This window comes from Pseudomonas sp. MH9.2, from assembly GCF_034353875.1.
In the GTDB taxonomy this organism is placed as follows: domain Bacteria; phylum Pseudomonadota; class Gammaproteobacteria; order Pseudomonadales; family Pseudomonadaceae; genus Aquipseudomonas.
Genome location: NZ_CP133784.1, coordinates 4,905,741 through 4,930,160 on the forward strand (window position 1 = coordinate 4,905,741; position 24,420 = coordinate 4,930,160).

Below are 24,420 nucleotides of genomic sequence, written 5' to 3' on the forward strand. Positions count from 1 at the left end.
CTACCGGGCCGAAGCAAGTTGAGTGAAGGCGGTGCCGAGCCATTGCTGCACGCCATGCATCGTAGCGGCAGAGGTATCGAGGAACGGTTGCGGGTAAATGCCGATCCAGACCAGCAGTGCCGCCAGCCCCAGCACCATGATCAATTCACGTGCATCCATCCCGGCCAGAACTGCATCCGACTTGGAAGGGCCGAAGTAGGCGCGGTGGATCATGATCAACGAGTAGACCGAGCCGAGTACCAGGCCAGACGTTGCAATCGCGGTGATCCAGGGCGCGCTGACAAAAGTGCCCATCAGAATCAGGAACTCGCCAACGAAGTTACCGGTGCCAGGCAAGCCGAGGGACGCGGCCGCGAAGAACAGGCTGATCGCTGGCAGGTAAGCGATGCGTGACCACAACCCTCCCATTTCGCGCATATCACGGGTGTGCATGCGTTCGTACAACTGGCCGCTGAGGATAAACAGTGCGGCTGCCGAGATGCCGTGAGCGAGCATCTGAATCACGGCACCCTGCAGGGCTTGCTGGCTACCGGAGTAGATACCGATCAACACGAACCCCATGTGCGAGACGCTGGAGAACGCGACCAGGCGCTTGATATCGGTCTGGGCGAACGCGAGGAACGCACCGTAGAAGATACCGATCAGGCCCAGGGTCATGGCAATGGGCGCGAACTCTGCCGATGCGTTGGGGAACAGCGGCAGGGCGAAGCGTAGCAAGCCATAAGCAGCTGTTTTCAGCAGGATACCGGCCAAATCGACGGAACCTGCGGTCGGTGCTTGAGCGTGAGCGTCCGGCAGCCAGGAGTGGAACGGCACGACTGGCAGCTTCACCGCGAAGGCGACGAAAAAGCCCAGCATTAGAATGTATTCAGTGCCGGGTGCCAGCTTCGTCTTGAGTAGCTCGGTGTAGTCGAACGTGATCACACCGGTGGTGTTGAAGTTGACCAGCACCAGACCCAGGATCGCCACCAACATGATCAGGCCGCTGGCTTGAGTGAAGATGAAGAACTTGGTCGCCGCGTAGATCCGGGTCTTCTTGCCGTCCGATGAACTATGACCCCAGAGCGCGATGAGGAAGTACATCGGCACCAGCATCACTTCCCAGAAGAAGAAGAACATGAACAGGTCGATGGCGAGGAACACGCCAACCACGCCGCCCAGGATCCACATCAGGTTGAGGTGGAAGAAGCCAACGTTACGCTGGATCTCTTTCCACGAACACAACACCGACAGCACGCCGAGCAGGCCGGTCAGCAACACCATCAGCAGCGACAGGCCGTCTAGGGCCAGGTGCACACTGATGCCGAAGCGTTCGATCCACTGATGCTTGAATTCGACAACCCATGTGGGGTCGACGCCAGGCGCCGGAGCAAAGTGGAAGTCTCCATGGGTCCACAGCCAGAGGCCGAGGGCAAGTTCCAGAGACATGGTCAACAGCGCAATCCAGCGTGGCAGGGTAGAGCTGAAGCGCTCACCCAGCCAGCACAGCAGGCCGCCGATAAAGGGGATCAGGATTAGCCAAGGCAGAATCATGACGGGCTCAATTCCTTTCGCAAATTCGCAAGGTTCATGTCAGACCGCAACCAGCACGATGGCGCCTAGCACCAATACAGCGCCTGCAGCCATTGAGGCAGCGTACCAACGCAGTTGGCCGGTCTCGGTGCGGCTCAGGGCGTTATGACTGCCCTTGACCAGACGCGGGATCAAACCAATGGTGTGGTCGAGTGGGTCTTTGCGCAGCACATGGCTGATCATCAGATAAGGTTTGACGAACAGCTTGTCGTACAGCCAGTCGAAGCCCCATGCCGCGAACCACCAGGTCGTAAGGAACCGCCCCGGAGCGCTGTTGGCGACAGCAGTAGCAAAGCGACGCTTGCCGAGAAACAGCATGGCCGCGAGCAGGATACCGGCCATGGCAATGGCCCCCGAGGCGATTTCCAGACTGTGCTTGGCTTCACCACCGGCATGGCCGACGCTCTGCGGCAAGACACCGGCCAAGGGTGGGGTGATCAGTGCGCCGATAAAGGTCGACAGAATGATCAGCACCGACAGCGGCAGCCAGTGAGCAATACCGTGACCGGCGTGCGCTTCGGTCTTCGCTTCACCGTGGAAGGTGATGAAGATCAGGCGGAAGGTATACAGGGACGTCATGAACGCGCCGACCAGGCCTGCATACAGCAGCGCATGGTTACCGCTGGCGAAGGCTTCCCAAAGAATCTCATCCTTGGAGTAGAAACCGGCGGTCAGCAGTGGCAGGGCAGACAACGCAGCGCCACCGACGATGAAGCTGGCGTAGGCCAGTGGCAGTTTTTTCCACAGACCGCCCATCTTGAAGATGTTCTGCTCGTGGTGGCAGGCAACGATCACCGCACCGGACGCGAGGAACAGCAGCGCCTTGAAGAAGGCGTGAGTCATCAAGTGGAAAATCGCGCCTTCCCAGGCACCCACACCCAGCGCCAGGAACATGTAGCCGATCTGGCTCATCGTCGAGTAGGCAAGGATACGTTTGATGTCGGTTTGCACCAATGCCGCGAAACCTGCCAACACCAGCGTTACGCCACCGACGATACCGACCAGATGCAGGACATCGGGTGCCAGTTCGAACAGACCGTGGGTCCGTGCGATCAGGTAGACACCGGCGGTCACCATGGTCGCGGCGTGGATCAATGCCGACACAGGCGTTGGGCCCGCCATTGCATCTGCCAGCCAGGTTTGCAGCGGCAGTTGCGCGGATTTACCGACCGCACCACCGAGCAGCATCAAGGTTGCCAGCACAATCCAGAAATCACCGGCACTGAAATGCTCCGGTGCACGCACCAGAAGCTCCTGGATATTTAGCGTACCCAGTTGCTGGAACAGGATGAACAGGCCAATGGCCATGAACACGTCGCCGATGCGGGTGACGACAAAGGCCTTGAGCGCGGCGTTACCGTTGTTGCGGTTGCTGTAGTAGAAACCGATCAACAGATAGCTGCACAGGCCCACGCCTTCCCAACCCAGGTACAGGAACAACAGGTTATCGCCGAGGATCAGGAACAGCATGCTGGCGATGAACAGGTTGGTGTAGGCGAAGAAGCGCGAGTAACCGGCCTCACCGCGCATGTACCAGGAAGCGAACAGGTGGATCAGGAAGCCTACACCCACCACCACACCCATCATGGTCACGGACAGACCATCAAGGTACAGGGCGAAGTTCGGTTCGAAGCCGTCCACTGACATCCAGCGCCACAGCAGTTGGGTGTAGTGACCACCCTCAGGCGGTGCGACGTTGAATTGCCAGATGATCCAGGCTGTCACGATGGCCGACAGTCCGATGGAGCCAACGCCGATCAGCGCGGCAAGGTTTTCCGAGATGCGTCCACGGGAGAACGCGAGCAACAGGAAACCGATCAGGGGGAATACGAAAGTCAGAAAGAGAAGGTTCATCCGCGCATCTCGCTGGCAGCGTCGATATCGAGAGTGTGGAAGCGGCGATACAGCTGCATCAGGATCGCCAGGCCGATACTGGCCTCGGCGGCTGCAAGGCTGATCACCAGGATGAACATGATTTGTCCATCCGGCTGCGCCCAACGGCTACCGGCAACGACGAACGCCAGAGCAGACGCGTTCATCATGATCTCCAGGCTCATCAGCACGAAGAGGATGTTGCGCCGTACCATCAGGCCGACCAGACCGAGGCAGAACAGGATGCCGGCGACCGCCAGACCGTGTTCAAGAGGGATTGCATTCATGGCTTTACTCCTTCGCCTCGTTGCGGCCGAGATGGAATGCCGTTACCGCTGCTGCGAGGAGCAGCATCGAGGCAAGTTCCACCACCAGCAGATAAGGACCAAACAGGCTGATACCTACCGCTTTGGCATCCACCGTGGTGTGACCGATGGCAGCGCCGCTCGGATTGGCGAACAGCACGTAGAGCAGCTCGGCGAGCAGCACTACGCCCAGCGCCATCGGGCCGATCCAGATACCGGGTTTGAGCCAGGTACGTTCTTGCTGCACCGAGGCAGGGCCCAGATTCAACATCATCACCACAAACACGAACAGGACCATGATGGCGCCTGCGTAAGCGATGACTTCCAGTACGCCGGCAAAGGGAGCACCGAGGCTGAAAAAGGTCATGGCGACGGCGATCAACGAAATGATCAGGTAGAGCAGGGCGTGCACCGGGTTCGTGTTGGTGATCACCCGAAGGGTGGACACAACAGCGATGCCGGATGCGAAATAGAAAGCGAATTCCATCTTTCTTCCTTAAGGCAGCAAGCTCTTCACATTGATCGGTTCGGCTTCATTCTGCGCGGAGCCTTTAGGCTTACCGGCGATGGCCATACCGGCAACGCGATAGAAGTTGTAATCAGGGTTTTTACCAGGGCCGGAGATCAGCAGATCTTCCTTCTCGTAAACCAGATCCTGACGTTTGAACTCGGCCATTTCGAAATCCGGTGTCAGCTGGATCGCGGTGGTCGGGCAGGCTTCCTCGCAGAGGCCACAGAAAATGCAGCGCGAGAAGTTGATGCGGAAAAACTCCGGGTACCAACGACCGTCGTCGGTTTCGGCTTTCTGCAACGAGATGCAGCCAACCGGGCAGGCCACGGCGCACAGGTTGCAGGCTACGCAACGCTCTTCACCGTCAGGGTCGCGGGTCAGGACAATACGGCCGCGGTAGCGCGGCGGCAGGTACACCGGCTCTTCCGGGTACTGCAGCGTGTCGCGCTTGCGAAATGCATGGGAGAACACCATCACCAGGCTGCGAAGCTGGGTGTAGGTGCCATGCACGATGTCAAACAGATACTTGAGCATGGGTCTTTATCCTCACTGAGCCGCGACAGCGGGCGTGTTCAACAACACGATCGCAGCGGTCACCAGCAAATTGATCAGGGTCAGCGGCAGGCAGAATTTCCAGCTGAAATCCATCACCTGGTCATACCGTGGACGCGGGATAGAGGCGCGCAACAGAATGAAGAGCATGATGAAAAACGCGGTCTTCAGGGCGAACCAGAAGAACGACAGCGAAGGCAGGATGTCGAACGGGCCATGCCAGCCGCCGAAGAACAAGGTCACCAGCAGCGCCGAGATCAGCACGATACCGATGTACTCGCCGACGAAGAACATGCCCCACTTCATGCCGGCATATTCGATGTGGTAACCATCGGCCAACTCTTGTTCTGCTTCCGGTTGGTCGAATGGGTGACGGTGAGTCACCGCAACGCCTGCGATAAAGAACGTACAAAAGCCGAAGAACTGCGGAATGATGAACCACAGATTCTGTGCCTGGTACTCGACGATATCGCGCATGTTGAACGAGCCAACCTGCACCACGATGCCCATCAGCGCCAGGCCCATGAACACTTCATAGGACACGGTCTGAGCTGAAGCCCGCAGACTGCCGAGCAGGGCGAACTTGTTGTTGCTCGACCAGCCGGCGAACAGCACCGCATAGACCGACAAGCCGGCCATGGCGAAGAAGAACAGCAAGCCGATGTTCAGATCCGCCACGCCCCAGGTCGGGGTGATCGGGATGATTGCGAACGCAATCAGCAAGGCGCTCATGGCCACGACCGGTGCCAGGGTGAAAATCACCTTGTCGGCGAACGGTGGTGTCCAGTCTTCCTTGAAGAACATCTTGATCATGTCGGCAGCGATCTGGAAAGCACCGAAAGGGCCAACCCGGTTCGGACCATAACGGTCCTGCCAAAGGGCGAGCAAACGACGCTCGACCCAGCTCAGCAGCGCGCCGCAGACCACGACGGCCAGCAGAATCACAATGGCTTTGACGACCGAGATGATCGAGTCGATCACTTCAGGGGTAAACCAGGTCATAGCGCTGCCTCCTGCAGACCATCAACGGTTTTGCCGAACACCGCAGGCGGGATTCCAGTCAGACCGGCAGGCAGGGCCACGAGACCGGCGCCCAACTCTTCATTGATCCGCAGCGGCAGACGCAGGGTATGACCGGCAACACTCAGATTGAGCATGGCGCCATCATTGACACCCAGACGATCCGCTTCGGATTTGGCCAGCGCCACGTAGGCTTTTGGAATGCGTTCCTGAACCGGTGCGGCTTTGGACGATGTTTCGTCGCTGCCGAACAGGTGATAGAACGGCACTACTTGCCATGTACCGCGAGCCGGGGAAAATGCGCCCGGTATGCTGGCGAACCAGGACAGACCATCACCCTTGCTTTCGATCAAGCGAGTTCCCGGATCACCTGCACGCAGGTGACCGCCGACTTCGTCTTGGAACTTGTTCCAGGCTTGTGGCGAGTTCCAGCCCGGCGACCAGGCGAAAGGCACCTGCTGACGAGGTTCTGCCGAACCCGAATAACCTTCCATGGAGAAGGAGAACGCGGTGTCGTTGTCTTGTGAAGTACGCGGTTCATGCACGCTGATGTTGGCGCGCATGGCCGTGCGGCCGCTGTAACGCAATGGTTCACGCGCCAGTTTCAAACCTTTGATCCGGAACGCCGCAGACGGTGCCGCGTTGACGATCCCGGCCAATTGCGCGGTGCTGGCTGCGCAGGCTTCGGTGACGTGATCGAGCAACGTCCAGTCCACTGCCTTGTTCAGCAGGGTGCTGCGCAGGGCGTGCAACCAGCGCCAGCCTTCGTGGACCAGAATGCTGGCGTCCAGATAAGTCGGGTCATACACCTGGAAGAAGCGCTGGGCGCGACCTTCCTGACTGACCAGGGTACCGTCGCCTTCAGCAAAGCTGGCGGCCGGCAGTACCAGATCAGCGCGATCGCTGGTCGGGGTTTTCTGATGGTCAGCGACGATCACGACTTTCGCAGCGTTGAACGCAGCATCGACCGTGGCAGCGTCGACGCGGTGGTACAGATCGTTTTCCAACACCACGATGGCGTCAGCTTTGCCGGAAATCACAGCCTGCAACGCGTCGTCGAGGGAATCACCGCCGAACATTGCCAGGCCCATGCTGTTGGCTTCCGGGACGATCAGGCTGATTGAGCCTTGCTTGTCGCGCAGCTTCAATGCCTTGGCGATGTTGGCTGCGGCCTCGATCAGTGCGGTCGAGCCCAGGGAGCTGCCAGAGATGATCAGCGGACGTTTGGCTGCGAGCAGGGCAGCGGCGATGCGCTGGGCCAGTTCGAGGGCTTGGGTGTCCAGGCCTTCGACTGCGGGCGCGCTGGCGTCCAGGGCGTGGGCGACGGCAAAGCCGATTCGCGCCAGGTCGTCGGGGGCTGCGTGAACGCACTCTTCGGCGATGTCATCGAGACGGGTCTCGGCGAGGCTCGCGATGAACAGCGGGTTCAATTCATGCTGACCGATGTTCTTCACTGCGGCATCGAGCCACGGCTGGACTTTCATCGCCGCAGCCATGTCTTCGGCCTTGCCCTTGACGGCTTGACGCAGGCCCAGGGCCATACGTGCTGCAGTTTGGGTCAGGTCTTCGCCGAGGACGAAAATCGCATCGTGATCTTCAATGTCACGCATTGTCGGGGTCGGCAGCGGGCTCTCATTGAGCACCTTGACGATCAGACGCAGGCGTTCCAGCTCACCGGCTTCGATACCCGAGTAGAAGTGCTCGGCACCGACTAGTTCGCGCAGGGCGAAGTTGCTTTCCAGGCTGGCGCGGGGTGAGCCGATACCGACGATGTTACGGCCGCGGAGCAAATCTGCAGCCTTGTCCAACGCAGTGTCGAGGCTCAGTTTGACGTGGCCATCAGCCAACAGTGGCTGGCGTGGACGGTCTTCACGGTTGACGTAGCCATAACCGAAACGACCACGGTCACACAGGAAGTACTGGTTGACCGAACCGTTGTAGCGGTTTTCGATACGACGGATCTCACCGTAGCGCTCGCCAGGGCTGATGTTGCAGCCGCTGGAGCAACCATGGCAGATGCTTGGCGAAAACTGCATGTCCCACTTGCGGTTGTAGCGCTCGGAGTGAGTCTTGTCGGTGAACACACCGGTCGGGCAGACTTCGGTGAGGTTACCGGAGAACTCGCTTTCCAGTGCGCCATCTTCGACCCGGCCGAAGTACACGTTGTCGTGGGCGCCGAATACACCCAGGTCAGTGCCGCCAGCGTAGTCTTTATAGAAGCGCACGCAACGGTAGCAGGCGATGCAGCGGTTCATCTCGTGAGCGATGAACGGGCCGAGTTCCTGGTTCTGGTGAGTCCGTTTGGTGAAGCGATAACGACGCTCGTTGTGACCGGTCATTACGGTCATGTCTTGCAGGTGGCAATGACCGCCTTCTTCGCAGACCGGGCAGTCGTGCGGGTGGTTGGTCATCAGCCATTCGACGACGCTGGCGCGGAAGACCTTGGCCTCCTCGTCGTCGATGGAAATCCAGCTGCCGTCAGTGGCGGGGGTCATGCAGGACATGACGATACGACCACGTTTGTCGTTCTCGTCACTGTACTGCTTGACTGCGCATTGGCGACAAGCGCCAACACTGCCAAGGGCGGGGTGCCAGCAGAAATAAGGAATATCGAGGCCCAGCGACAGACATGCCTGTAACAGGTTGTCTGCGCCATCGACCTCGAGCGCTTTGCCGTCTACGTGGATAGTGGCCATGGTTCAAAGTTCTTCGTTGGCCCGTTGTCAGCGGGCGTGGCTAATGGAATCTCGGTGCTACCCGTATCAAACAGCCTGTAAGGCGTCATCGGGTATGAGGTCGGCGGCTTTATGGGCTACCGACCTTTTCTGTCTTGTTATGCGCCAACCACAATCGGGCGTTGGGCCAGGGTCGCGTTGGCATCACGCTGTGGCGCGATACCCGCCTCGAATTCCGGCCGGAAGTATTTGATTGCGCTGCCCAGAGGTTCCACTGCGCCCGGTGCGTGGGCACAGAAGGTCTTGCCAGGGCCGAGGAAGTTGACCAACCCCAACAGCGTTTCGATATCGCCCGGTTGGCCTTCGCCGTGTTCGATAGCGCGCAGGATCTTCACGCTCCACGGCAGGCCGTCGCGGCAGGGGGTGCAGAATCCACAGGACTCCTGGGCGAAGAATTCTTCCATGTTGCGCAGCAGGGAAACCATGTTGACGCTGTCGTCGACGGCCATGGCCAGACCCGTACCCATCCGCGTGCCGACCTTGGCAATGCCACCGGCGTACATTTGGGCGTCGAGGTGCTCAGGGAGCAGGAAGCCAGTACCGGCGCCACCTGGCTGCCAGCACTTGAGCTTGAAGCCATCGCGCATGCCGCCTGCGTAGTCTTCGAACAACTCGCGTGCGGGCAGGCCGAAAGGCAGTTCCCACAGGCCAGGGTTCTTAACCTTGCCGGAGAAGCCCATCAGCTTGGTGCCTTGGTCTTCGCTGCCCGCACGGGCCAGGGATTTGTACCAGTCGTTGCCGTTGCCGACGATGGCTGGCACGTTGCACAAAGTCTCGACGTTATTGACACACGTCGGCTTGCCCCAGACGCCGACAGCGGCCGGGAAGGGCGGTTTGGAGCGTGGGTTGGCGCGGCGGCCTTCCAGGGAATTGATCAGTGCGGTTTCTTCGCCGCAGATATAACGCCCGGCGCCGGTGTGGACGATCAGTTCGAAATCAAAACCGGTGCCCAGAATGTTCTTGCCCAACAAACCGGCCGCTTCTGCTTCTTTCACGGCGCGTCTGAGGTTCTTGGCCGCAGTGGTGTACTCGCCGCGCAGGAAGATGTAGCCACGATAGGCTTTCAACGCCCGGGCGCTGATCAGCATGCCCTCGACCAGCAAATGGGGCAGTTGCTCCATCAGCATCCGGTCTTTCCAGGTGTTGGGCTCCATTTCATCCGCGTTGCACAGCAGGTAGCGGATGTTCATGGACTCATCTTTGGGCATCAGGCCCCACTTCACCCCCGTGGGAAAGCCTGCGCCGCCCCGACCCTTGAGGCCGGAGTCCTTGACTGCCTGAACGATTTCGTCAGGCGACTGCTCGGCGAAAGCCTTGCGTGCGGCGGCGTAACCGTTTTTGGTTTGATATTCATCAAGCCAGACCGGTTCGCCGTCATCGCGCAAGCGCCAGGTCAGCGGGTGAGTTTCTGCCGTACGCGCGATGCGGTTGGCGGGGCCGAAAGACGTGATGGTCATAGGTAACCCTCCAGCATTTTGGCTACGCCAGCAGGCTGCACGTCGCCGAAAGTATCGTCATCGATCATCACGGCCGGAGCCTTGTCACAGTTGCCCAAACAGCAGACGGGCAGCAAGGTGAAGCGGTTGTCAGCGGTGGTCTGACCCAAGCCGATACCCAGTGAAGTCTGGATTTCGCTGAGCACTGACTCGTGGCCACCGATGAAGCAAACCATGCTGTTGCAGACGCGAATGATGTGACGGCCGACAGGCTGACGGAAGATCTGGCTATAGAACGTCGCCACCCCTTCAACGTCGCTGGCCGGAATGCCAAGGATTTCGCCAATAGCATAAACAGCGCCATCAGGCACCCAGCCGCGTTCCTTCTGGACGATCTTCAGTGCTTCGATAGACGCCGCGCGCGGGTCTTCGTAGTGATGCATCTCGTGCTCGATGGCCGAGCGCTCTGTTTCGCTCAATGCGAAACGGTCTGTCTGGATAAGCGTGCTGTTCATGCTTAGCGGTCCACGTCGGCCATAACGAAATCGATACTACCCAGGTACGCAATCAAGTCCGCGACCATGCTGCCTTTGATCACCGAAGGGATCTGTTGCAGATGCGGGAAGCTTGGGGTGCGAATCCGGGTACGGTAGCTCATGGTGCCGCCGTCGCTCGTCAGGTAATAGCTGTTGATACCCTTGGTCGCTTCGATCATCTGGAAGGATTCGTTGGCCGGCATGACCGGGCCCCACGAAACTTGCAGGAAGTGCGTGATCAGGGTTTCGATGTGCTGCAAGGTGCGTTCTTTCGGCGGCGGCGTGGTCAGCGGGTGATCCGCCTTGTACGGCCCTTCCGGCATGTTGCGCATGCACTGGTCGATGATCCGGATACTCTGGCGCATCTCTTCGACACGCACGATGCAGCGGTCATAGGCATCGCCATTGACGGCCAGCGGTATTTCGAACTCGAAGTTTTCGTAGCCCGAGTAAGGGCGTGCCTTGCGCAGGTCGAAGTCCAGACCGGTGGAACGCAAGCCGGCGCCAGTGACGCCCCATTCCAGCGCTTCCTTGGTGTTGTATGCCGCAACGCCGATGGTCCGGCCGCGCAGGATGCTGTTGTCCAAAGCGGCTTTCTGGTATTCGTCCAGGCGCTTGGGCAGCCATTCAACGAAGTCTTTGACCAGTTTTTCCCAGCCGCGTGGCAGGTCGTGAGCGACACCACCAATGCGGTACCAGGCCGGGTGCAGACGGAAGCCGGTGATGGCTTCGATCACGGTATAAGCGCGCTGGCGGTCGGTGAAGGTGAAGAACACCGGGGTCATTGCGCCCACATCCTGAATGTATGTCCCCAGGAATAGCAGGTGGCTGGTGATACGGAAGAACTCGGCCATCATGATGCGGATGGTGTCGACTTTTTCCGGCACCTTGATACCGGCCAGCTTCTCGACCGCAAGGACATACGGCAGGTTGTTCATCACGCCGCCGAGGTAGTCGATACGGTCGGTGTACGGAATGAAACTGTGCCATGACTGACGCTCGGCCATCTTCTCGGCGCCACGGTGGTGGTAACCGACGTCCGGAACGCAGTCGACGATCTCTTCACCGTCGAGTTGCAGGATGATGCGGAATGCGCCGTGAGCCGAAGGGTGGTTCGGGCCGAGGTTGAGGAACATATAGTCCTCATTCGCGCCCGAACGCTTCATGCCCCAGTCTTCAGGGCGGAAACGTGCGGCTTCCTCTTCGAGCTGTTGTTTGGCCAGAGTCAGGCTGAACGGATCGAATTCGGTAGCGCGAGCCGGGAAGTCCTTGCGCAGCGGATGACCTTCCCAAGTCGGCGGCATCATGATCCGGGTCAGGTGCGGGTGGCCGGCAAAGTCGATGCCGAACATGTCCCACACTTCACGCTCGTACCAGTTGGCGTTAGGCCAGATGCCGGTGATGGTCGGCAAGCTGAGGTCGCCCTCAGACAAGGCCACCTTGATCATTACGTCACTATTACGCTCGATCGACAGCAGGTGGTAGAACACGCTGAAGTCGGCACCCGGCAAGCCGTGGCGATGAGTGCGCAGGCGTTCGTCGACACCGTGCAGGTCATACAGCATGACGTAGGGTTTTGGCAGCTGGCGCAGAAAGGTCAGCACTTCGACCAGTTTGGCACGCGCAACCCATAGCACCGGCATGCCGGTACGGGTTGACTGGACGGTGAACGTCTCAGGGCCAAAACGGGTATTCAATTCAACGACGACGTCTTGGTCGTCAGCCTTGTAAGGCGGGATGTACAGAGCGGTGCCTGCAGTCATGGTCTCGATCGCTTTCGGTCAACGTAAAGAATGAACCCAGAGTCTTGTCTCTTTTGTAAAAAGAAAGAGTGGGATCAGACTTCGTCGGGGCTGCGCAGGTTAGTAACCTGGATACGCTGTTCGCGGCGCTGTTCCTTTTGCGACGGCATCTCGGCGCGATAGACGCCTTGATCACCGACGACCCAGGAAAGGGGGCGACGCTCCTGGCCGATAGACTCCTGCAACAGCATCAATCCTTGCAGGAAAGCCTCGGGGCGTGGCGGGCAGCCAGGCACGTAGACATCCACGGGAAGGAACTTGTCGACCCCCTGGACCACTGAATAGATGTCGTACATGCCACCGGAGTTAGCACACGAACCCATGGAGATGACCCACTTGGGCTCGAGCATTTGCTCGTAGAGGCGCTGGATGATCGGCGCCATCTTGATGAAGCAGGTCCCGGCAATAACCATGAAATCCGCCTGGCGCGGTGATGCCCGGATAACCTCGGCACCGAAGCGGGCGATGTCATGGGGCGCCGTGAAGGCGGTGGTCATTTCCACATAGCAGCACGACAAGCCGAAGTTGTACGGCCACAGGGAGTTTTTACGCCCCCAGTTGACCGCACCGTTCAGCACGTCTTCAAGCTTGCCCATGTAGATGTTTTTGTGGACTTGATCTTCTAACGGATCGGAAACGGTTTCCCGTTCACCGATTGGATACTCCTCATTAGGCGCATCCGGGTCGATCCTGGTGAGAGTGTATTGCATCGACAAAGCCTCATTGTTTTAGCTTCGCTTGCCGCTTACGACGACCTTCAGGAGCCCAATCGAGCGCCCCAACCCGCCATAGGTAGACAAGACCTGCCAACAGAATTGCTATGAAAACGAGTGCTTCGACGAATCCGGTCCAGCCGCTTTCGCGGACGGACACAGACCAGGCAAAGAGAAAGAGGGCTTCAATGTCGAAGATCACGAAAAGCATCGCGACCAGATAGAATTTTGCCGAAAGCCGCAGACGGGCGCCGCCCGTGGGCAGCATGCCGGATTCAAACGGTTCGTTTTTGCTGCGCCCCCAGGCTTTGCTGCCCAGGAGGCTGGATACGCCGAGCATGAAGGCGCAGAGGCCGACAACACCCAAAAGGAAAATGGCGAAGCCCCAGTTATGGGCGATCAGACCTGTCGATTCGGGCATTCTGGTAATCCTTGGCAGAGAGCAAAGGTCTCTGAGCTTGATAAAGAAATAAAGCAGTGACGATATGTCGCATCGAAATCTATCGCGATGATTTTATGGGTAAACAGGTAGCAAGTAAATTTTCTATAGCGAAATTATTCTAATACTTTAGGACATTGAGACCTTAAAAACAGGCGCAGGCCATACGCTGCGGGCATTAGCCGGAGTTTTGTTGAATGTGTTTTGTCAGGGGTGTAATGAAGGTCGACACGCACAAATGATAATTGATGTCATCTGTGGGGGTTTTTAAACTGTTGCTCATGGTTAAAGCGGAGAAGTTGTCTTTATATGCCGTGTATCGCAGTTGCGAGATTCGCTGTTTTACTCTTTTTTAGGCGTTAAATACCGCTCTGGATCAATGTTTAAGGACTCACGTGATGCCTCGTGCGAGTGCTGCTCCTCCTGGGGAGGTCAGGACCTGCTTCAACGATTGGGCCGGTATCACGCTCGGCTGAGGCTGCCACAAAAGCTTCAGCAAAAAAAACGCCCCGAACCAGTCGGGGCGTTAGTCATGTGGCATTCCAGTTGCTCTTTAAACGGTCTGGAATGGCCGCTTGCTTAGGTGGCTAAGCGGTATCAGTGGAACTGTTCTTCTTCAGTCGAGCCGGTCAGCGCGGTCACGGAGGACTCGCCACCCTGAATCACGGTGGTGACGTCGTCAAAGTAGCCAGTGCCGACTTCTTGCTGGTGAGCCACGAAGGTGTAACCCTTGGCGGCGTCAGCGAACTCTTGCTCTTGCAGTTTCACGTAGGCAGTCATGTCGTTGCGGGCGTAGTCGTGCGCCAGGTTGAACATGCTGTGCCACATGTTGTGGATGCCAGCCAGAGTAATGAACTGGTGCTTGTAGCCCATGGCCGACAGTTCGCGCTGGAACTTGGCGATGGTCGCGTCGTCCAGGTTTTTCTTCCAGTTGAAGGAAGGCGAGCAGTTGTAGGACAGCAGTTGGTCCGGGTATTCCTTTTTGATCGCTTCGGCAAAGCGACGTGCTTCGGCCAAATCCGGCTTGGCGGTTTCGCACCAGATCAGGTCGGCGTACGGTGCGTAAGCCAGGCCGCGGGAGATAGCCTGGTCCAGACCGGCGCGAACCTTGTAGAAGCCTTCTGGAGTACGTTCGCCAAGCACGAATTCCTTATCGTAAGGGTCGCAATCGGAGGTCAGCAGGTCAGCAGCGTTAGCGTCGGTACGGGCCAGGATGATGGTCGGTACGCCAGCAACGTCCGCAGCCAGACGGGCAGCGGTCAGCTTCTGTACGGCTTCCTGGGTTGGCACAAGAACCTTGCCGCCCATGTGGCCGCATTTCTTCACGGATGCCAGTTGGTCTTCGAAGTGAACGCCAGCAGCGCCAGCTTCGATCATGCTTTTCATCAGCTCGTAAGCGTTCAGTACGCCGCCGAAACCGGCTTCAGCGTCTGCAACGATTGGTGCGAAGTAGTCGATGTAGCCTTCGTCACCTGGGTTCTTGCCGGCTTTCCACTGGATCTGGTCAGCACGACGGAACGAATTGTTGATGCGCTTGACCACGGTTGGAACCGAATCCACTGGGTACAGCGATTGGTCAGGGTACATCGATTCGGCGGAGTTGTTGTCCGCAGCTACTTGCCAGCCAGACAGGTAGATCGCCTGGATGCCAGCCTTGACTTGTTGCACTGCTTGGCCGCCAGTCAGGGCGCCCATGCAGTTGACGAAATCTTTGTCGGGACGGAAGGAAGGCTTGGCACCTTGGGTGACCAGATTCCATAGCTTTTCAGCGCCCAGCTTGGCGAGCGTGTGTTCAGGCTGAACCGAGCCACGCAGGCGGACAACGTCAGCGGCCGAGTAATTGCGGGTCACGTGTTTCCAGCGTGGATTTTCAGCCCAGTCTTTTTCAAGAGCTGCAATTTGCTGTTCGCGTGTCAGTGCCATGGAGATAAACCTCGTCGCATAGGTTTTGGGTGGAAAATTCTTGCTCCGCCAAAACGCCCTGGTTTTCAGAGGGCGCGTTGCTGGCTGCTCGCTTGTCAGAAACTTAAGCGGTCGAGCTGGGGTTTGGCAGGGCGCGACAGAAGGTCGAGAAGCTCGAGAGGGGAAGAGTGTGAGGCTGAGGGCATGTCTGATGTTCGCAGTTTGGCTCGTGGATGCCTTGATGCGATCATGCAGAGGTATTGCCGATCTACCGTATTACGCTTCCGTCCCTCGGGACAACTTCGATCCAGTCGCAACCTCGTCAAACTGCCTTGTGGGCGGTCCAGACACGAATCGGCTCAGGTGTGTAAGTTAGAGCGGCGATTCGAAAGCTCTTTGCAGAGCCTCTGATAAGCGGGAGCGGGGCAATCATGCCTCGTGAATTTTGACCCGTCAAATGTTTTGTAGTGCTTTTTGTAGAGCACTACATCTTTGGTCTAATACGACCATGCAGTCAGTTTGGGGTGCTTTGGTCTCGGTGTTCAGTCTAGAGCATCAGTCCAGTGTCTCGACTTTCACGCGCAACGTCATATCGCTCCGGCCTTGTGTGATATAGCGCTGCACCTGTCCCTGTTGATCTGCCCGGGATTGCTCGCTGACGCTGGCAAGGGTAATCCACTCGCCCAACCGACCGCTGACCTGGGTGTCGGTGCTTTGCACGTTAACGACATCAGGCTGTTCCTGGTTCATGCGATCGTGGTTGGTGCTAATGCTCAGGTGCACAGTCTCGCCCGTCAGACTGGCAGTGACGTAGAAGCCTTGGGTGACATTGCGGTATTGGGTTTGGCTTTGCGTGTACCCATAGGCGTCGGTCTGGGTCGTCGTCAGGGGGACGGACTGGCCTACCTGAATAAGCGCAGGCGTGCCTTCGCTGGCTTGAACCTGTTGCACGCCGCCGTCACGGCTGTCAGTGCCGCTATGGATGATACGGGTCTGGCTGCGGACGCTGACATCGCCGTTTTGCGTCTGCACGGTGCCATTGGTGGCGTAGCCCTGGTCGTTTTGGGCGTTGCTGTCGCTGGTGTCGACGCTGATCAGCAGCCGTCTGGGCGCCTTGTCCAATTGCGAGAGCAGGCTGCGCAACGCCTGAATTTTTTCTGGCTCGGCATTAACGATCAGTTGGTTGTTGTAAGCGTTGACCGTGCCTTCATTGCCCAGAAAAGACCTGACCACCGGCAGCAGGTCGTCACTGGTGCGATAGTTCAGGGGGACGACTTCCGTCGCGGCAATGGCGTTAAAGCTGCAGGCCAGCAGCAGTGACGTGAACAGGGTGCGTAGGAACATGTCCGTTATCTCCGCAATTGAGCGCGTAAAGGCGTGAGTTTGACAGTTATCGGCCCGGGTTGGGCCAGGTTGAATCGCAGGCAAAAAAACGCCCCGACATCTTCGACCTCAGCATAGTTAGCCTAGGGTGAAGCGGGCGGGGCGTCAGGGATGCATCTTCGCTAAGTCTAGCGATTATGCTGCGCCGCGCACCATGTCGACGTGAGGGATCCCGGCTTCGAGAAACTCTCCGCTGACAATGACAAAGCCCAGGCGCTCATAGAAGCGTGTGGCCTGGACCTGTGCGCTGAGCATCTGTTGCTTCAGGCCGCGGCGCTCGGCTTCGCCAATCACTGCTTCCATCAGTGCATCACCGACTTTCAGGCCGCGCCAGTCTTTGAGCACCGATAGGCGCCCGATTTCACCGTCAGGCAGCAAGCGGGCAGTGCCAATGGGAAAGTCACCCTCAAATGCCAGAAAGTGCACTGCACTGGCGTCTTCGGCATCCCATTCCAGTTCAGGTGGTACGCATTGTTCTGCGATAAAAACGGCTTCCCGGATACGCCGAATGTCGGCGTTATCTTTCTGCCAATCGGCGACACGTACGGAGATCTTATTCATCGGCAAACCCCAGACTTCCTTGTTTGACCAGCTCGCAGAGCAGGTTGCGTCCATATTCATCGGCCAGCCATGGGTCGAGGTTTTCGCTGTGCAATGCGTCGGCAGCGCAGATCAGTTTGAGCAGTTCGCGCAGATTACCCGGCAACAGCCGACTCTGACCGCTGGCAAATAACAGAAGGTCGTCATCGACTTCAGACCAGGCGAGGCGCGCGCTCGGGTTACGGATCAGTATCGCCCCTTGCTCCAGGCTGAGGAACAGGTCTTCTTCTTCCAGTTCGGGGCCGACGACCAGCTCGGGATAGCGTGGCTCGGTCATGAATTGGCCAAACCAGGTCAACAGCAACCGCTCGTCGCTCATGTGCTCGGCCAACAAGCTTTTCAGACGGTCGAGGGCGTCACGCTGGATCTGGTGCGGATCGCTGACCGGCTGTACGTCAGCGTCGGTGTAGCGTTCTTCGTCCGGCAGGAACTGGCTGAGGAAGTCGGTGAAGTGCGTTAGCACCTCAGCTGCGCTTGGCGCGCGGAAACCGACCGAATAGGTCATGCAGTCATCCACGGCGACGCCACAATGGGCCAGGCGCGGCGGCAAATACAGCATGTCGCCCGGTTCCAGGGTCCACTCATCAGTGACTTCGAAGCCCGAGAGGATGCGCAGGTCTGCGTGTTTCAGCAGTGGGGTCTCGGAATCGCACATTTGGCCTATCTGCCAGTGGCGTTTGCCCTGGCCCTGCAGCAGAAACACATCGTAGTTATCAAAGTGCGGGCCAACGCTTCCGCCTGGCACGGCGAAGCTGATCATGACGTCGTCGATGCGCCAGCTGGGCAGGAATCGGAAGTTCTCCAGCAGCTCACTGACTTCGGGTACGAACTGATCAACCGCTTGCACCAGCAGGGTCCAGTCGCGTTCTGGCAGCTTGCTGAACTCGTCTTCGGTAAACGGACCGCGACGCAGTTCCCAAGGGCGCTCGCCATTCTCGAGAACTATACGGGACTCAACCTCTTCTTCCAGGGCGAGGCCGGCCAGTTCGTCGGCGTCGATCGGGCTCTGGAAGTCCGGCAGCGCCTGACGGATCAGGAGCGGTTTTTTCTGCCAGTAGTCACGCAGGAATTCACGCGCGCTGATGCCGCCCAGAAGTTGAAGAGGAATATCAGGATTCATTTGTAAGCCCTTGAAATGAAAACGCCCGGCACAGCCGGGCGTGTGCAAAAGTTGTTGCGGGTCAAATGCGCTTGGCTTGAGCCACGGCATTGCCGATGTAATTGGCCGGGGTGAGCTTTTTCAGCTCAGCCTTGGCTTGCGCAGGCATTTCCAGGTCGTCGATGAAAGTTTGCAGTGCTTCAGCGCTGATGCCCTTGCCCCGCGTCAGCTCTTTCAGCTTTTCGTACGGGTTCTCGATGTTGTAGCGACGCATGACCGTTTGAATCGGTTCGGCCAGCACTTCCCAGCACGCATCCAGTTCGGCGGCGATTTTTTGCGCGTTGAGTTCCAGTTTGCTGATGCCTTTAAGGCTGGCTTCATACGCGATGATGCTATGGGCGAAGCCCACGCCCAGGTTACGCAAAACGGTGGAGTCGGTCAGGTCGCGCTGCCAGCGGGAAATCGGCAACTTGCTGGCCAGGTGCTGAAACAGAGCGTTGGCGATACCCAGATTGCCTTCGGAGTTTTCGAAGTCGATAGGGTTGACCTTGTGCGGCATGGTCGATGAGCCGATTTCGCCAGCGATGGTGCGCTGCTTGAAATACCCCAGGGAGATATAGCCCCATATGTCGCGGTCGAAGTCGATCAGGATGGTATTGAAACGAGCGATCGCGTCAAACAGCTCGGCGATGTAGTCGTGCGGTTCGATCTGCGTGGTGTAGGGGTTGAAGCCCAGACCCAGTTCGTCTTCGATGAACGCGCGTGCGTTCTCTTCCCAGTCGATGTCCGGGTAAGCCGAGATGTGCGCGTTGTAGTTGCCGACTGCGCCGTTGATCTTGCCCAGCAGCGGAACAGCAGCCACCTGAGCGATCTGGCGCTCCAGGCGATAGACCACGTTTGCCAGCTCTTTGCCCAGAGTGGTCGGAGATGCTGGTTGGCCGTGGGTGCGCGACAACATCGGTACGTCAGCGAAGCGTACGGCCAGCTCGCGAATGGATTCGGCGATCTGGCGCATCAGTGGCAGCAACACACCGTCGCGACCTTCGCGCAGCATCAGCGCGTGGGACAGGTTGTTGATGTCTTCACTGGTACAGGCAAAGTGGATGAACTCACTGACATTGGCCAGCTCAGGCAGCTTGGCGGCCTGTTCCTTGAGCAGGTACTCAATGGCCTTGACGTCGTGATTGGTGGTGCGCTCGATCTCTTTGACGCGTTCGGCGTGGACGGTGGAGAAGTCCTCGGCCAGCGTATTGAGGATCGCGTTGGCTTCAGCCGAAAAGGCCGGAACTTCAGTGATTTGCGGATGAGCAGCCAGGCGCTGAAGCCAGCGTACTTCAACCATGACGCGAAAACGGATCAAGCCGTATTCACTGAAAATCGGGCGCAGGGCCTGGGTTCTGCCGGCGTAGCGGCCGTCAACAGGGGAAACCGCAGTGAGCGAAGAAAGCTGCATGGGGTGCTCTCGGACAGTCGGGCAACGAAAAGGGGCGCATATCATACATGAAATGCTGGTCAGTTCTGTTCGGACTGACCAGCGTAGAGCGCGCAATAGTTAATAGTGTCGGTGTTCAAGGGGTAGCCGTACAGCGTTGCGAATCAGCCGCGCAACATCGGGTAAAGCTCTTTGAGTAGCTTGCGACGGCTGATGACCAATTGCCAGCGATGACCGCCCAGCTGTCGCCATAATCGCGCGGAGCGAATACCGGCCAGCAGCAGGGCGCGAATTTTCGACGCATTGTTGGGTTGTTGCAGATTACGCATGTCGCCATGAACCTGAATTCGTTGGCGCAATGTGCTCAGTGTGTCCTGATAAAGCGCGCCGCTCGCGGCAATTACGTTGTCGTGAACCAGGCCGAAATGCTCAACCTGGGACTTGATCTGCGGCAAGCGTTTGCCGATTACTTCTAGCAGGTCGTCACGCTTGGCCAATTGCCGCTCCAGGCCCAGCATCGACAGGGCATAACGCAGTGGTTCGCGTTGCAGGCTGGTCGGGTCCCTTTCCAGTGCGCTGACCAACGAACGATAACCCTCGCGCAGGTTCAGGTCGTCACCGCCGTAGACTTCCAGTGTGTCTTTGGGGTCCATGACCAGCAGGCTACCCAGCATGCAGCCGAGCGCCGCTTCACTGACCTGGCCAGTTTTGGCAATCTTGTCGACCAGCACGGCCGCCTGGAATACACCGCCCAAGGCGACCAGTTGCTCTTGCATCGGAGTCATCAGCGCTTGTCCTTGCTGTGCCAAGGCTCGGCCACTTCGATGACGCCGCCTCCCAGGCAGATTTCGCCCTCGTAAAACACCACGGACTGGCCTGGTGTGACTGCGCGCTGGGGTTCTTCGAACGTGACGCGGTAGCCGGTGGCTGTCTGTTCAAGCGTGCATTTCTGGTCGCTTTGGCGATAACGCACTTTAGCGGTCAGTTGACGTGGGGTGCTCAGATCGATCGGGTTGACCCAATAAATTTCCGACGCCGTCAGTGCCTGGGAGAACAGCCACGGATGATCATTGCCCTGACCGACGATCAGCTCGTTGTTTTCCAGGTCCTTGGCCAGTACGTACCACGGGTCGTCGCTCGCGTCTTTCAAACCGCCGATGCCGAGCCCTTGGCGCTGGCCGATGGTGTGATACATCAGTCCATGATGGTGGCCGATGACTTCGCCTTCGGTCGTCTTGATCTCGCCGGGCTGGGCGGGCAGGTACTGCTTGAGAAAGTCGCTGAAACGACGCTCACCGATGAAGCAGATGCCGGTGGAGTCTTTTTTCTTTGCTGTGGCCAGTTCGTGTTTTTCCGCGATGGCGCGCACGGCAGGTTTTTCCAGCTCGCCGACCGGGAACAGGGTCTTGGCGATCTGCTCGCCGCCCACAGCATGCAGGAAGTAACTCTGGTCCTTGTTCGGGTCCAGGCCTTTGAGCAGTTCGGTGCGGCCGTCGATGTCGCGACGACGGACGTAATGGCCTGTAGCGATCAGGTCTGCGCCGAGCATCATGGCGTAATCGAGAAATGCCTTGAACTTGATCTCGCGGTTGCAAAGGATGTCCGGGTTGGGCGTACGTCCGGCTTTGTATTCAGCCAGGAAATGCTCGAACACGTTGTCCCAGTACTCGGCGGCAAAGTTGGCGGTGTGCAGTTTGATGCCGATTTTGTCGCACACGGCCTGCGCATCGGCCAGGTCTTCGCGGGCGGTGCAATAGTCGGTTCCGTCGTCTTCCTCCCAGTTCTTCATGAACAGGCCTTCCACCTGATAGCCCTGCTCAATCAGCAGGAGGGCAGAGACGGAAGAGTCCACGCCGCCGGACATACCGACAATGACGCGGGTCCTTTCTGGATCATGAGGAGCTGGATCGTGGGGGGCTGGATCACGCATAGGAATTCAATGGGTGGCTTCAAAAAGGACGCAATTCTAACAGGCCGTGATCAAGCAGTCTCACGCAGTAAGCCTAAACCGAAGCGTTCGCCGGTCAAATAATCGTCGATGCAGCGCATCACCAGTTCGCTGCGCCAGCGGTCGCGCTGCTCCATAAGCGCTTCTCGAGTGAGCCAGCGTGGTCCAATGATGCCCTCGTCGAGCGTGTAATCGGGTCGTTGGTGCAATGGCTTGCCGGCGAAGCAGACGCGTTGGTAAGTCACGCCGTTGCTGGGGGCGGTGTACAGGTAGATGCCGATCACGCCGGTCAGCTCCACATCCCAGCCGGTTTCTTCCAGTGTTTCGCGTAGAGCGGCCTGGATCAGACTTTCGTCGGCTTCCAAATGCCCGGCAGGCTGATTAAATACGGCTCGGCCCTCAGCGACTTCCTCGACCATCAGGAAACGGCCCTCGTCTTCGATGACGGTTGCCACGGTCACGTGCGGAATAAAACGCATGAAAGGTGGATCTCCTTTAATTAAGCGGCGTCGCTTGGCCGCGAGAGGAGCCATAATAGCTGTTCGCCCTGTTTTTCAGCGAACCGACGTTTGGTTCTGGAGTGATGTCAGCTCATCCAAAGCAGCGATGTAGTCGCTTTGTAGTGTGGCTACATGCCCTGCATTCAGGGGGTTGTAGCAGGTGAGGGTGACATCGGACGATGGAAAAGTGCGTGACTTTCTGTAGAAAAGCTACAAGAATGATGCGCCTTTTCGCGACCCAAATATCCATCCGTTGCGCTATCCGCGCAGCAGATGTCAGACCACGAAAGAAACGGAGTCCAGCATGGGATACCAGAAGATTCAGGTTCCAGCAGTCGGCGACAAAATCACCGTCAACGCAGACCATTCTCTTAATGTGCCGAACAACCCGATCATCCCTTTCATTGAAGGTGATGGTATCGGCGTCGACATCAGCCCGGTCATGATGAAAGTTGTTGATGCTGCAGTTAAAAAGGCTTACGGCGGCGAGCGCAAAATCTCCTGGATGGAAGTCTACGCTGGCGAGAAGGCCACTCAAGTCTACGATCAGGATACCTGGCTGCCTCAGGAAACCCTGGACGCTGTTAAAGACTACGTCGTTTCTATCAAGGGCCCGCTGACCACTCCAGTCGGCGGCGGCATTCGTTCCCTGAACGTTGCCATGCGTCAGCAGTTGGACCTGTACGTCTGCCTGCGCCCAGTGCGTTGGTTCGAAGGCGTGCCTAGCCCGGTCAAGAAGCCAGGCGACGTCGACATGACTATCTTCCGTGAAAACTCCGAAGATATTTATGCTGGCATCGAGTGGAAAGCCGGTTCGCCGGAAGCGATCAAGATCATCAAGTTCCTCAAAGAGGAAATGGGTGTTACCAAGATCCGCTTTGATCAAAACTGCGGTATCGGCATCAAGCCGGTTTCTCTGGAAGGCACCAAGCGTCTGGTACGCAAGGCTCTGCAGTACATCGTCGACAACGACCGTGACTCGCTGACCATTGTGCACAAAGGCAACATCATGAAGTTCACCGAAGGTGCCTTCAAAGAATGGGCCTACGAAGTGGCTGCTGAAGAATTCGGCGCTACCTTGCTTGACGGCGGTCCTTGGATGCAGTTCAAGAACCCTAAAACCGGCAAGAACGTTATCGTTAAAGACGCCATCGCCGACGCCATGCTTCAGCAGATCCTGCTGCGCCCGGCTGAATACGACGTGATCGCGACCCTGAACCTCAACGGTGACTACCTGTCCGACGCACTGGCTGCTGAAGTTGGCGGTATCGGCATCGCTCCGGGCGCTAACCTGTCCGACACCATTGCGATGTTCGAAGCGACCCACGGTACTGCACCGAAGTACGCTGGCAAAGATCAGGTGAACCCAGGTTCGTTGATCCTGTCTGCTGAAATGATGCTGCGCCACATGGGTTGGGTCGAAGCTGCTGACCTGATCATCAAAGGCACCAACGGCGCAATCTCGGCCAAGACAGTGACCTATGACTTCGAACGTCTGATGGATGGCGCTAAACTGCTGTCTTCTTCTGCGTTCGGCGATGCCCTGATCTCTCACATGTGAGCTGATCGGCGCTAAGCAAAACCGGCCAGTTCAATTAACTTGAACTGGCCGGTTTTTTTTCGGCTGGTTTTTGGTTTAGCGGCCTGATTGCTGACGAATCAGGCAGTTACATCCAGCGGTTGATGGGTCAGATTTGGAACGTCGACAGGGGAGGAGGTTTGGGTCTCGCTCGCAGCTGCAATCTCTACAGCGTGCAAACCTTTGGGCCCCTGAATGATGTCAAAATTAACGGCCTGACCTGCTTTCAAGGTCTTGTAGCCGTCCATCTTTATCGCCGAGTAATGGGCGAACAAATCCTCGCTCTGGCCGTCTTCAATAATGAATCCGTAGCCTTTTGCGTTGTTGAACCACTTAACCTTGCCGCGCTTGGGGTTACTGCTTGCCATGCTCACATCCCTCTGCAAAGGACTCCGTCTGGAGTATGATCCACCTCATCCGCCGGACCGAAAAAAATTTGGTTGACTGCACGGACCCTTTTTACCCAATGTGGGTTCTATTCTTT

General features: G+C 57.9%; 22 protein-coding genes. 1 reads left to right on the forward strand and 21 read right to left on the reverse strand.

The window, feature by feature from the left end; translation table 11 throughout:
- The 20 genes from nuoM to RHM55_RS22630 all read right to left on the reverse strand — a co-directional run bounded on the left by nuoM (position 1) and on the right by RHM55_RS22630 (position 22,336).
- Complete coding sequence (gene nuoM, locus RHM55_RS22535) at positions 1-1,533, reverse strand: NADH-quinone oxidoreductase subunit M (RefSeq protein ID WP_322178401.1); 1,533 nt, start codon at positions 1,531-1,533, stop codon at positions 1-3.
- Between the two features lie 39 nt (positions 1,534-1,572).
- Complete coding sequence (nuoL, locus tag RHM55_RS22540; RefSeq protein WP_322178402.1) at positions 1,573-3,426, reverse strand: NADH-quinone oxidoreductase subunit L; 1,854 nt, start codon at positions 3,424-3,426, stop codon at positions 1,573-1,575.
- The gene (gene nuoK / locus RHM55_RS22545) at positions 3,423-3,731 is read right to left on the reverse strand and encodes an NADH-quinone oxidoreductase subunit NuoK (RefSeq protein WP_219064405.1); all 309 of its coding nucleotides are present in this window, start codon (positions 3,729-3,731) and stop codon (positions 3,423-3,425) included. Before nuoK ends, nuoL begins: the two co-directional genes overlap by 4 nt.
- A gap of 4 nt (positions 3,732-3,735) precedes the next feature.
- Entirely contained in the window at positions 3,736-4,236 is a 501-nt protein-coding gene (gene nuoJ / locus RHM55_RS22550; RefSeq protein ID WP_322178403.1) for an NADH-quinone oxidoreductase subunit J, read from the reverse strand.
- Positions 4,237-4,245: 9 nt separating this feature from the next.
- On the reverse strand, positions 4,246-4,794 hold the full coding sequence (gene nuoI / locus RHM55_RS22555; protein ID WP_219064407.1) for an NADH-quinone oxidoreductase subunit NuoI: 549 nt from the start codon (positions 4,792-4,794) through the stop codon (positions 4,246-4,248).
- A gap of 12 nt (positions 4,795-4,806) precedes the next feature.
- Positions 4,807-5,814, reverse strand: a complete 1,008-nt coding sequence (gene nuoH, locus RHM55_RS22560) for an NADH-quinone oxidoreductase subunit NuoH (protein WP_219064408.1) — start codon at positions 5,812-5,814, stop codon at positions 4,807-4,809.
- The gene (nuoG, locus tag RHM55_RS22565) at positions 5,811-8,528 is read right to left on the reverse strand and encodes an NADH-quinone oxidoreductase subunit NuoG (protein WP_322178404.1); all 2,718 of its coding nucleotides are present in this window, start codon (positions 8,526-8,528) and stop codon (positions 5,811-5,813) included. Before nuoG ends, nuoH begins: the two co-directional genes overlap by 4 nt.
- 137 nt (positions 8,529-8,665) lie before the next feature.
- Positions 8,666-10,024, reverse strand: a complete 1,359-nt coding sequence (gene nuoF, locus RHM55_RS22570; protein WP_322178405.1) for an NADH-quinone oxidoreductase subunit NuoF — start codon at positions 10,022-10,024, stop codon at positions 8,666-8,668.
- Entirely contained in the window at positions 10,021-10,518 is a 498-nt protein-coding gene (gene nuoE / locus RHM55_RS22575) for an NADH-quinone oxidoreductase subunit NuoE (protein ID WP_322178406.1), read from the reverse strand. The genes nuoF and nuoE overlap by 4 nt, the downstream gene beginning before the upstream one ends.
- A 2-nt stretch (positions 10,519-10,520) precedes the next feature.
- The gene (gene nuoC, locus RHM55_RS22580; protein WP_322178407.1) at positions 10,521-12,302 is read right to left on the reverse strand and encodes an NADH-quinone oxidoreductase subunit C/D; all 1,782 of its coding nucleotides are present in this window, start codon (positions 12,300-12,302) and stop codon (positions 10,521-10,523) included.
- 74 nt (positions 12,303-12,376) lie between these two features.
- Positions 12,377-13,051 carry a NuoB/complex I 20 kDa subunit family protein gene (locus tag RHM55_RS22585; protein ID WP_219064413.1) on the reverse strand — a complete coding sequence of 225 codons (675 nt, stop codon included), beginning with the start codon at positions 13,049-13,051 and terminating at the stop codon, positions 12,377-12,379.
- 10 nt (positions 13,052-13,061) lie between these two features.
- Positions 13,062-13,475: an NADH-quinone oxidoreductase subunit A gene (locus RHM55_RS22590; protein ID WP_219064414.1), complete on the reverse strand. Its 414-nt coding sequence runs from the start codon at positions 13,473-13,475 to the stop codon at positions 13,062-13,064.
- A 615-nt stretch (positions 13,476-14,090) separates the two neighbouring features.
- Positions 14,091-15,416: an isocitrate lyase gene (aceA, locus tag RHM55_RS22595; protein ID WP_322178408.1), complete on the reverse strand. Its 1,326-nt coding sequence runs from the start codon at positions 15,414-15,416 to the stop codon at positions 14,091-14,093.
- A 534-nt stretch (positions 15,417-15,950) separates the two neighbouring features.
- A complete protein-coding gene (locus RHM55_RS22600) occupies positions 15,951-16,739 on the reverse strand; it encodes a secretin N-terminal domain-containing protein (protein ID WP_322178409.1) in 789 nt (262 codons plus the stop codon).
- Positions 16,740-16,913: 174 nt separating this feature from the next.
- Complete coding sequence (locus RHM55_RS22605) at positions 16,914-17,339, reverse strand: GNAT family N-acetyltransferase (protein WP_322178410.1); 426 nt, start codon at positions 17,337-17,339, stop codon at positions 16,914-16,916.
- Positions 17,332-18,498, reverse strand: coding sequence for a cupin domain-containing protein (locus RHM55_RS22610; RefSeq protein WP_322178411.1), 1,167 nt, complete (start codon positions 18,496-18,498; stop codon positions 17,332-17,334). Before RHM55_RS22610 ends, RHM55_RS22605 begins: the two co-directional genes overlap by 8 nt.
- A 61-nt stretch (positions 18,499-18,559) precedes the next feature.
- Positions 18,560-19,930: an adenylosuccinate lyase gene (gene purB / locus RHM55_RS22615; protein ID WP_322178412.1), complete on the reverse strand. Its 1,371-nt coding sequence runs from the start codon at positions 19,928-19,930 to the stop codon at positions 18,560-18,562.
- A 143-nt stretch (positions 19,931-20,073) separates the two neighbouring features.
- Positions 20,074-20,694: a high frequency lysogenization protein HflD gene (gene hflD / locus RHM55_RS22620; protein WP_322178413.1), complete on the reverse strand. Its 621-nt coding sequence runs from the start codon at positions 20,692-20,694 to the stop codon at positions 20,074-20,076.
- A complete protein-coding gene (gene mnmA, locus RHM55_RS22625; protein WP_322178414.1) occupies positions 20,694-21,839 on the reverse strand; it encodes a tRNA 2-thiouridine(34) synthase MnmA in 1,146 nt (381 codons plus the stop codon). Before mnmA ends, hflD begins: the two co-directional genes overlap by 1 nt.
- A gap of 50 nt (positions 21,840-21,889) precedes the next feature.
- Positions 21,890-22,336, reverse strand: coding sequence for an NUDIX hydrolase (locus RHM55_RS22630; RefSeq protein WP_322178415.1), 447 nt, complete (start codon positions 22,334-22,336; stop codon positions 21,890-21,892).
- Positions 22,337-22,661: 325 nt separating this feature from the next.
- On the opposite strand from RHM55_RS22630, the gene icd reads away from it, so the two are divergent.
- The gene (gene icd, locus RHM55_RS22635) at positions 22,662-23,918 is read left to right on the forward strand and encodes an NADP-dependent isocitrate dehydrogenase (protein WP_322178416.1); all 1,257 of its coding nucleotides are present in this window, start codon (positions 22,662-22,664) and stop codon (positions 23,916-23,918) included.
- 98 nt (positions 23,919-24,016) lie between these two features.
- Here icd and cspD read toward each other — a convergent pair whose 3' ends face one another.
- Positions 24,017-24,304: a cold shock domain-containing protein CspD gene (gene cspD, locus RHM55_RS22640; protein WP_322178417.1), complete on the reverse strand. Its 288-nt coding sequence runs from the start codon at positions 24,302-24,304 to the stop codon at positions 24,017-24,019.
- Positions 24,305-24,420 lie beyond the last annotated feature (116 nt).

What these genes read in the sequence shown, in the direction of transcription:
- nuoM (WP_322178401.1), bottom strand. Translation starts at nt 1,533, where the DNA reads ATGATTCTGCCTTGGCTAATCCTGATCCCCTTTATCGGCGGCCTGCTG.
- nuoL (WP_322178402.1), bottom strand. Translation starts at nt 3,426, where the DNA reads ATGAACCTTCTCTTTCTGACTTTCGTATTCCCCCTGATCGGTTTCCTG.
- nuoK (WP_219064405.1), bottom strand. Translation starts at nt 3,731, where the DNA reads ATGAATGCAATCCCTCTTGAACACGGTCTGGCGGTCGCCGGCATCCTG.
- nuoJ (WP_322178403.1), bottom strand. Translation starts at nt 4,236, where the DNA reads ATGGAATTCGCTTTCTATTTCGCATCCGGCATCGCTGTTGTGTCCACC.
- nuoI (WP_219064407.1), bottom strand. Translation starts at nt 4,794, where the DNA reads ATGCTCAAGTATCTGTTTGACATCGTGCATGGCACCTACACCCAGCTT.
- nuoH (WP_219064408.1), bottom strand. Translation starts at nt 5,814, where the DNA reads ATGACCTGGTTTACCCCTGAAGTGATCGACTCGATCATCTCGGTCGTC.
- nuoG (WP_322178404.1), bottom strand. Translation starts at nt 8,528, where the DNA reads ATGGCCACTATCCACGTAGACGGCAAAGCGCTCGAGGTCGATGGCGCA.
- nuoF (WP_322178405.1), bottom strand. Translation starts at nt 10,024, where the DNA reads ATGACCATCACGTCTTTCGGCCCCGCCAACCGCATCGCGCGTACGGCA.
- nuoE (WP_322178406.1), bottom strand. Translation starts at nt 10,518, where the DNA reads ATGAACAGCACGCTTATCCAGACAGACCGTTTCGCATTGAGCGAAACA.
- nuoC (WP_322178407.1), bottom strand. Translation starts at nt 12,302, where the DNA reads ATGACTGCAGGCACCGCTCTGTACATCCCGCCTTACAAGGCTGACGAC.
- RHM55_RS22585 (WP_219064413.1), bottom strand. Translation starts at nt 13,051, where the DNA reads ATGCAATACACTCTCACCAGGATCGACCCGGATGCGCCTAATGAGGAG.
- RHM55_RS22590 (WP_219064414.1), bottom strand. Translation starts at nt 13,475, where the DNA reads ATGCCCGAATCGACAGGTCTGATCGCCCATAACTGGGGCTTCGCCATT.
- aceA (WP_322178408.1), bottom strand. Translation starts at nt 15,416, where the DNA reads ATGGCACTGACACGCGAACAGCAAATTGCAGCTCTTGAAAAAGACTGG.
- RHM55_RS22600 (WP_322178409.1), bottom strand. Translation starts at nt 16,739, where the DNA reads ATGTTCCTACGCACCCTGTTCACGTCACTGCTGCTGGCCTGCAGCTTT.
- RHM55_RS22605 (WP_322178410.1), bottom strand. Translation starts at nt 17,339, where the DNA reads ATGAATAAGATCTCCGTACGTGTCGCCGATTGGCAGAAAGATAACGCC.
- RHM55_RS22610 (WP_322178411.1), bottom strand. Translation starts at nt 18,498, where the DNA reads ATGAATCCTGATATTCCTCTTCAACTTCTGGGCGGCATCAGCGCGCGT.
- purB (WP_322178412.1), bottom strand. Translation starts at nt 19,930, where the DNA reads ATGCAGCTTTCTTCGCTCACTGCGGTTTCCCCTGTTGACGGCCGCTAC.
- hflD (WP_322178413.1), bottom strand. Translation starts at nt 20,694, where the DNA reads ATGACTCCGATGCAAGAGCAACTGGTCGCCTTGGGCGGTGTATTCCAG.
- mnmA (WP_322178414.1), bottom strand. Translation starts at nt 21,839, where the DNA reads ATGCGTGATCCAGCCCCCCACGATCCAGCTCCTCATGATCCAGAAAGG.
- RHM55_RS22630 (WP_322178415.1), bottom strand. Translation starts at nt 22,336, where the DNA reads ATGCGTTTTATTCCGCACGTGACCGTGGCAACCGTCATCGAAGACGAG.
- icd (WP_322178416.1), top strand. Translation starts at nt 22,662, where the DNA reads ATGGGATACCAGAAGATTCAGGTTCCAGCAGTCGGCGACAAAATCACC.
- cspD (WP_322178417.1), bottom strand. Translation starts at nt 24,304, where the DNA reads ATGGCAAGCAGTAACCCCAAGCGCGGCAAGGTTAAGTGGTTCAACAAC.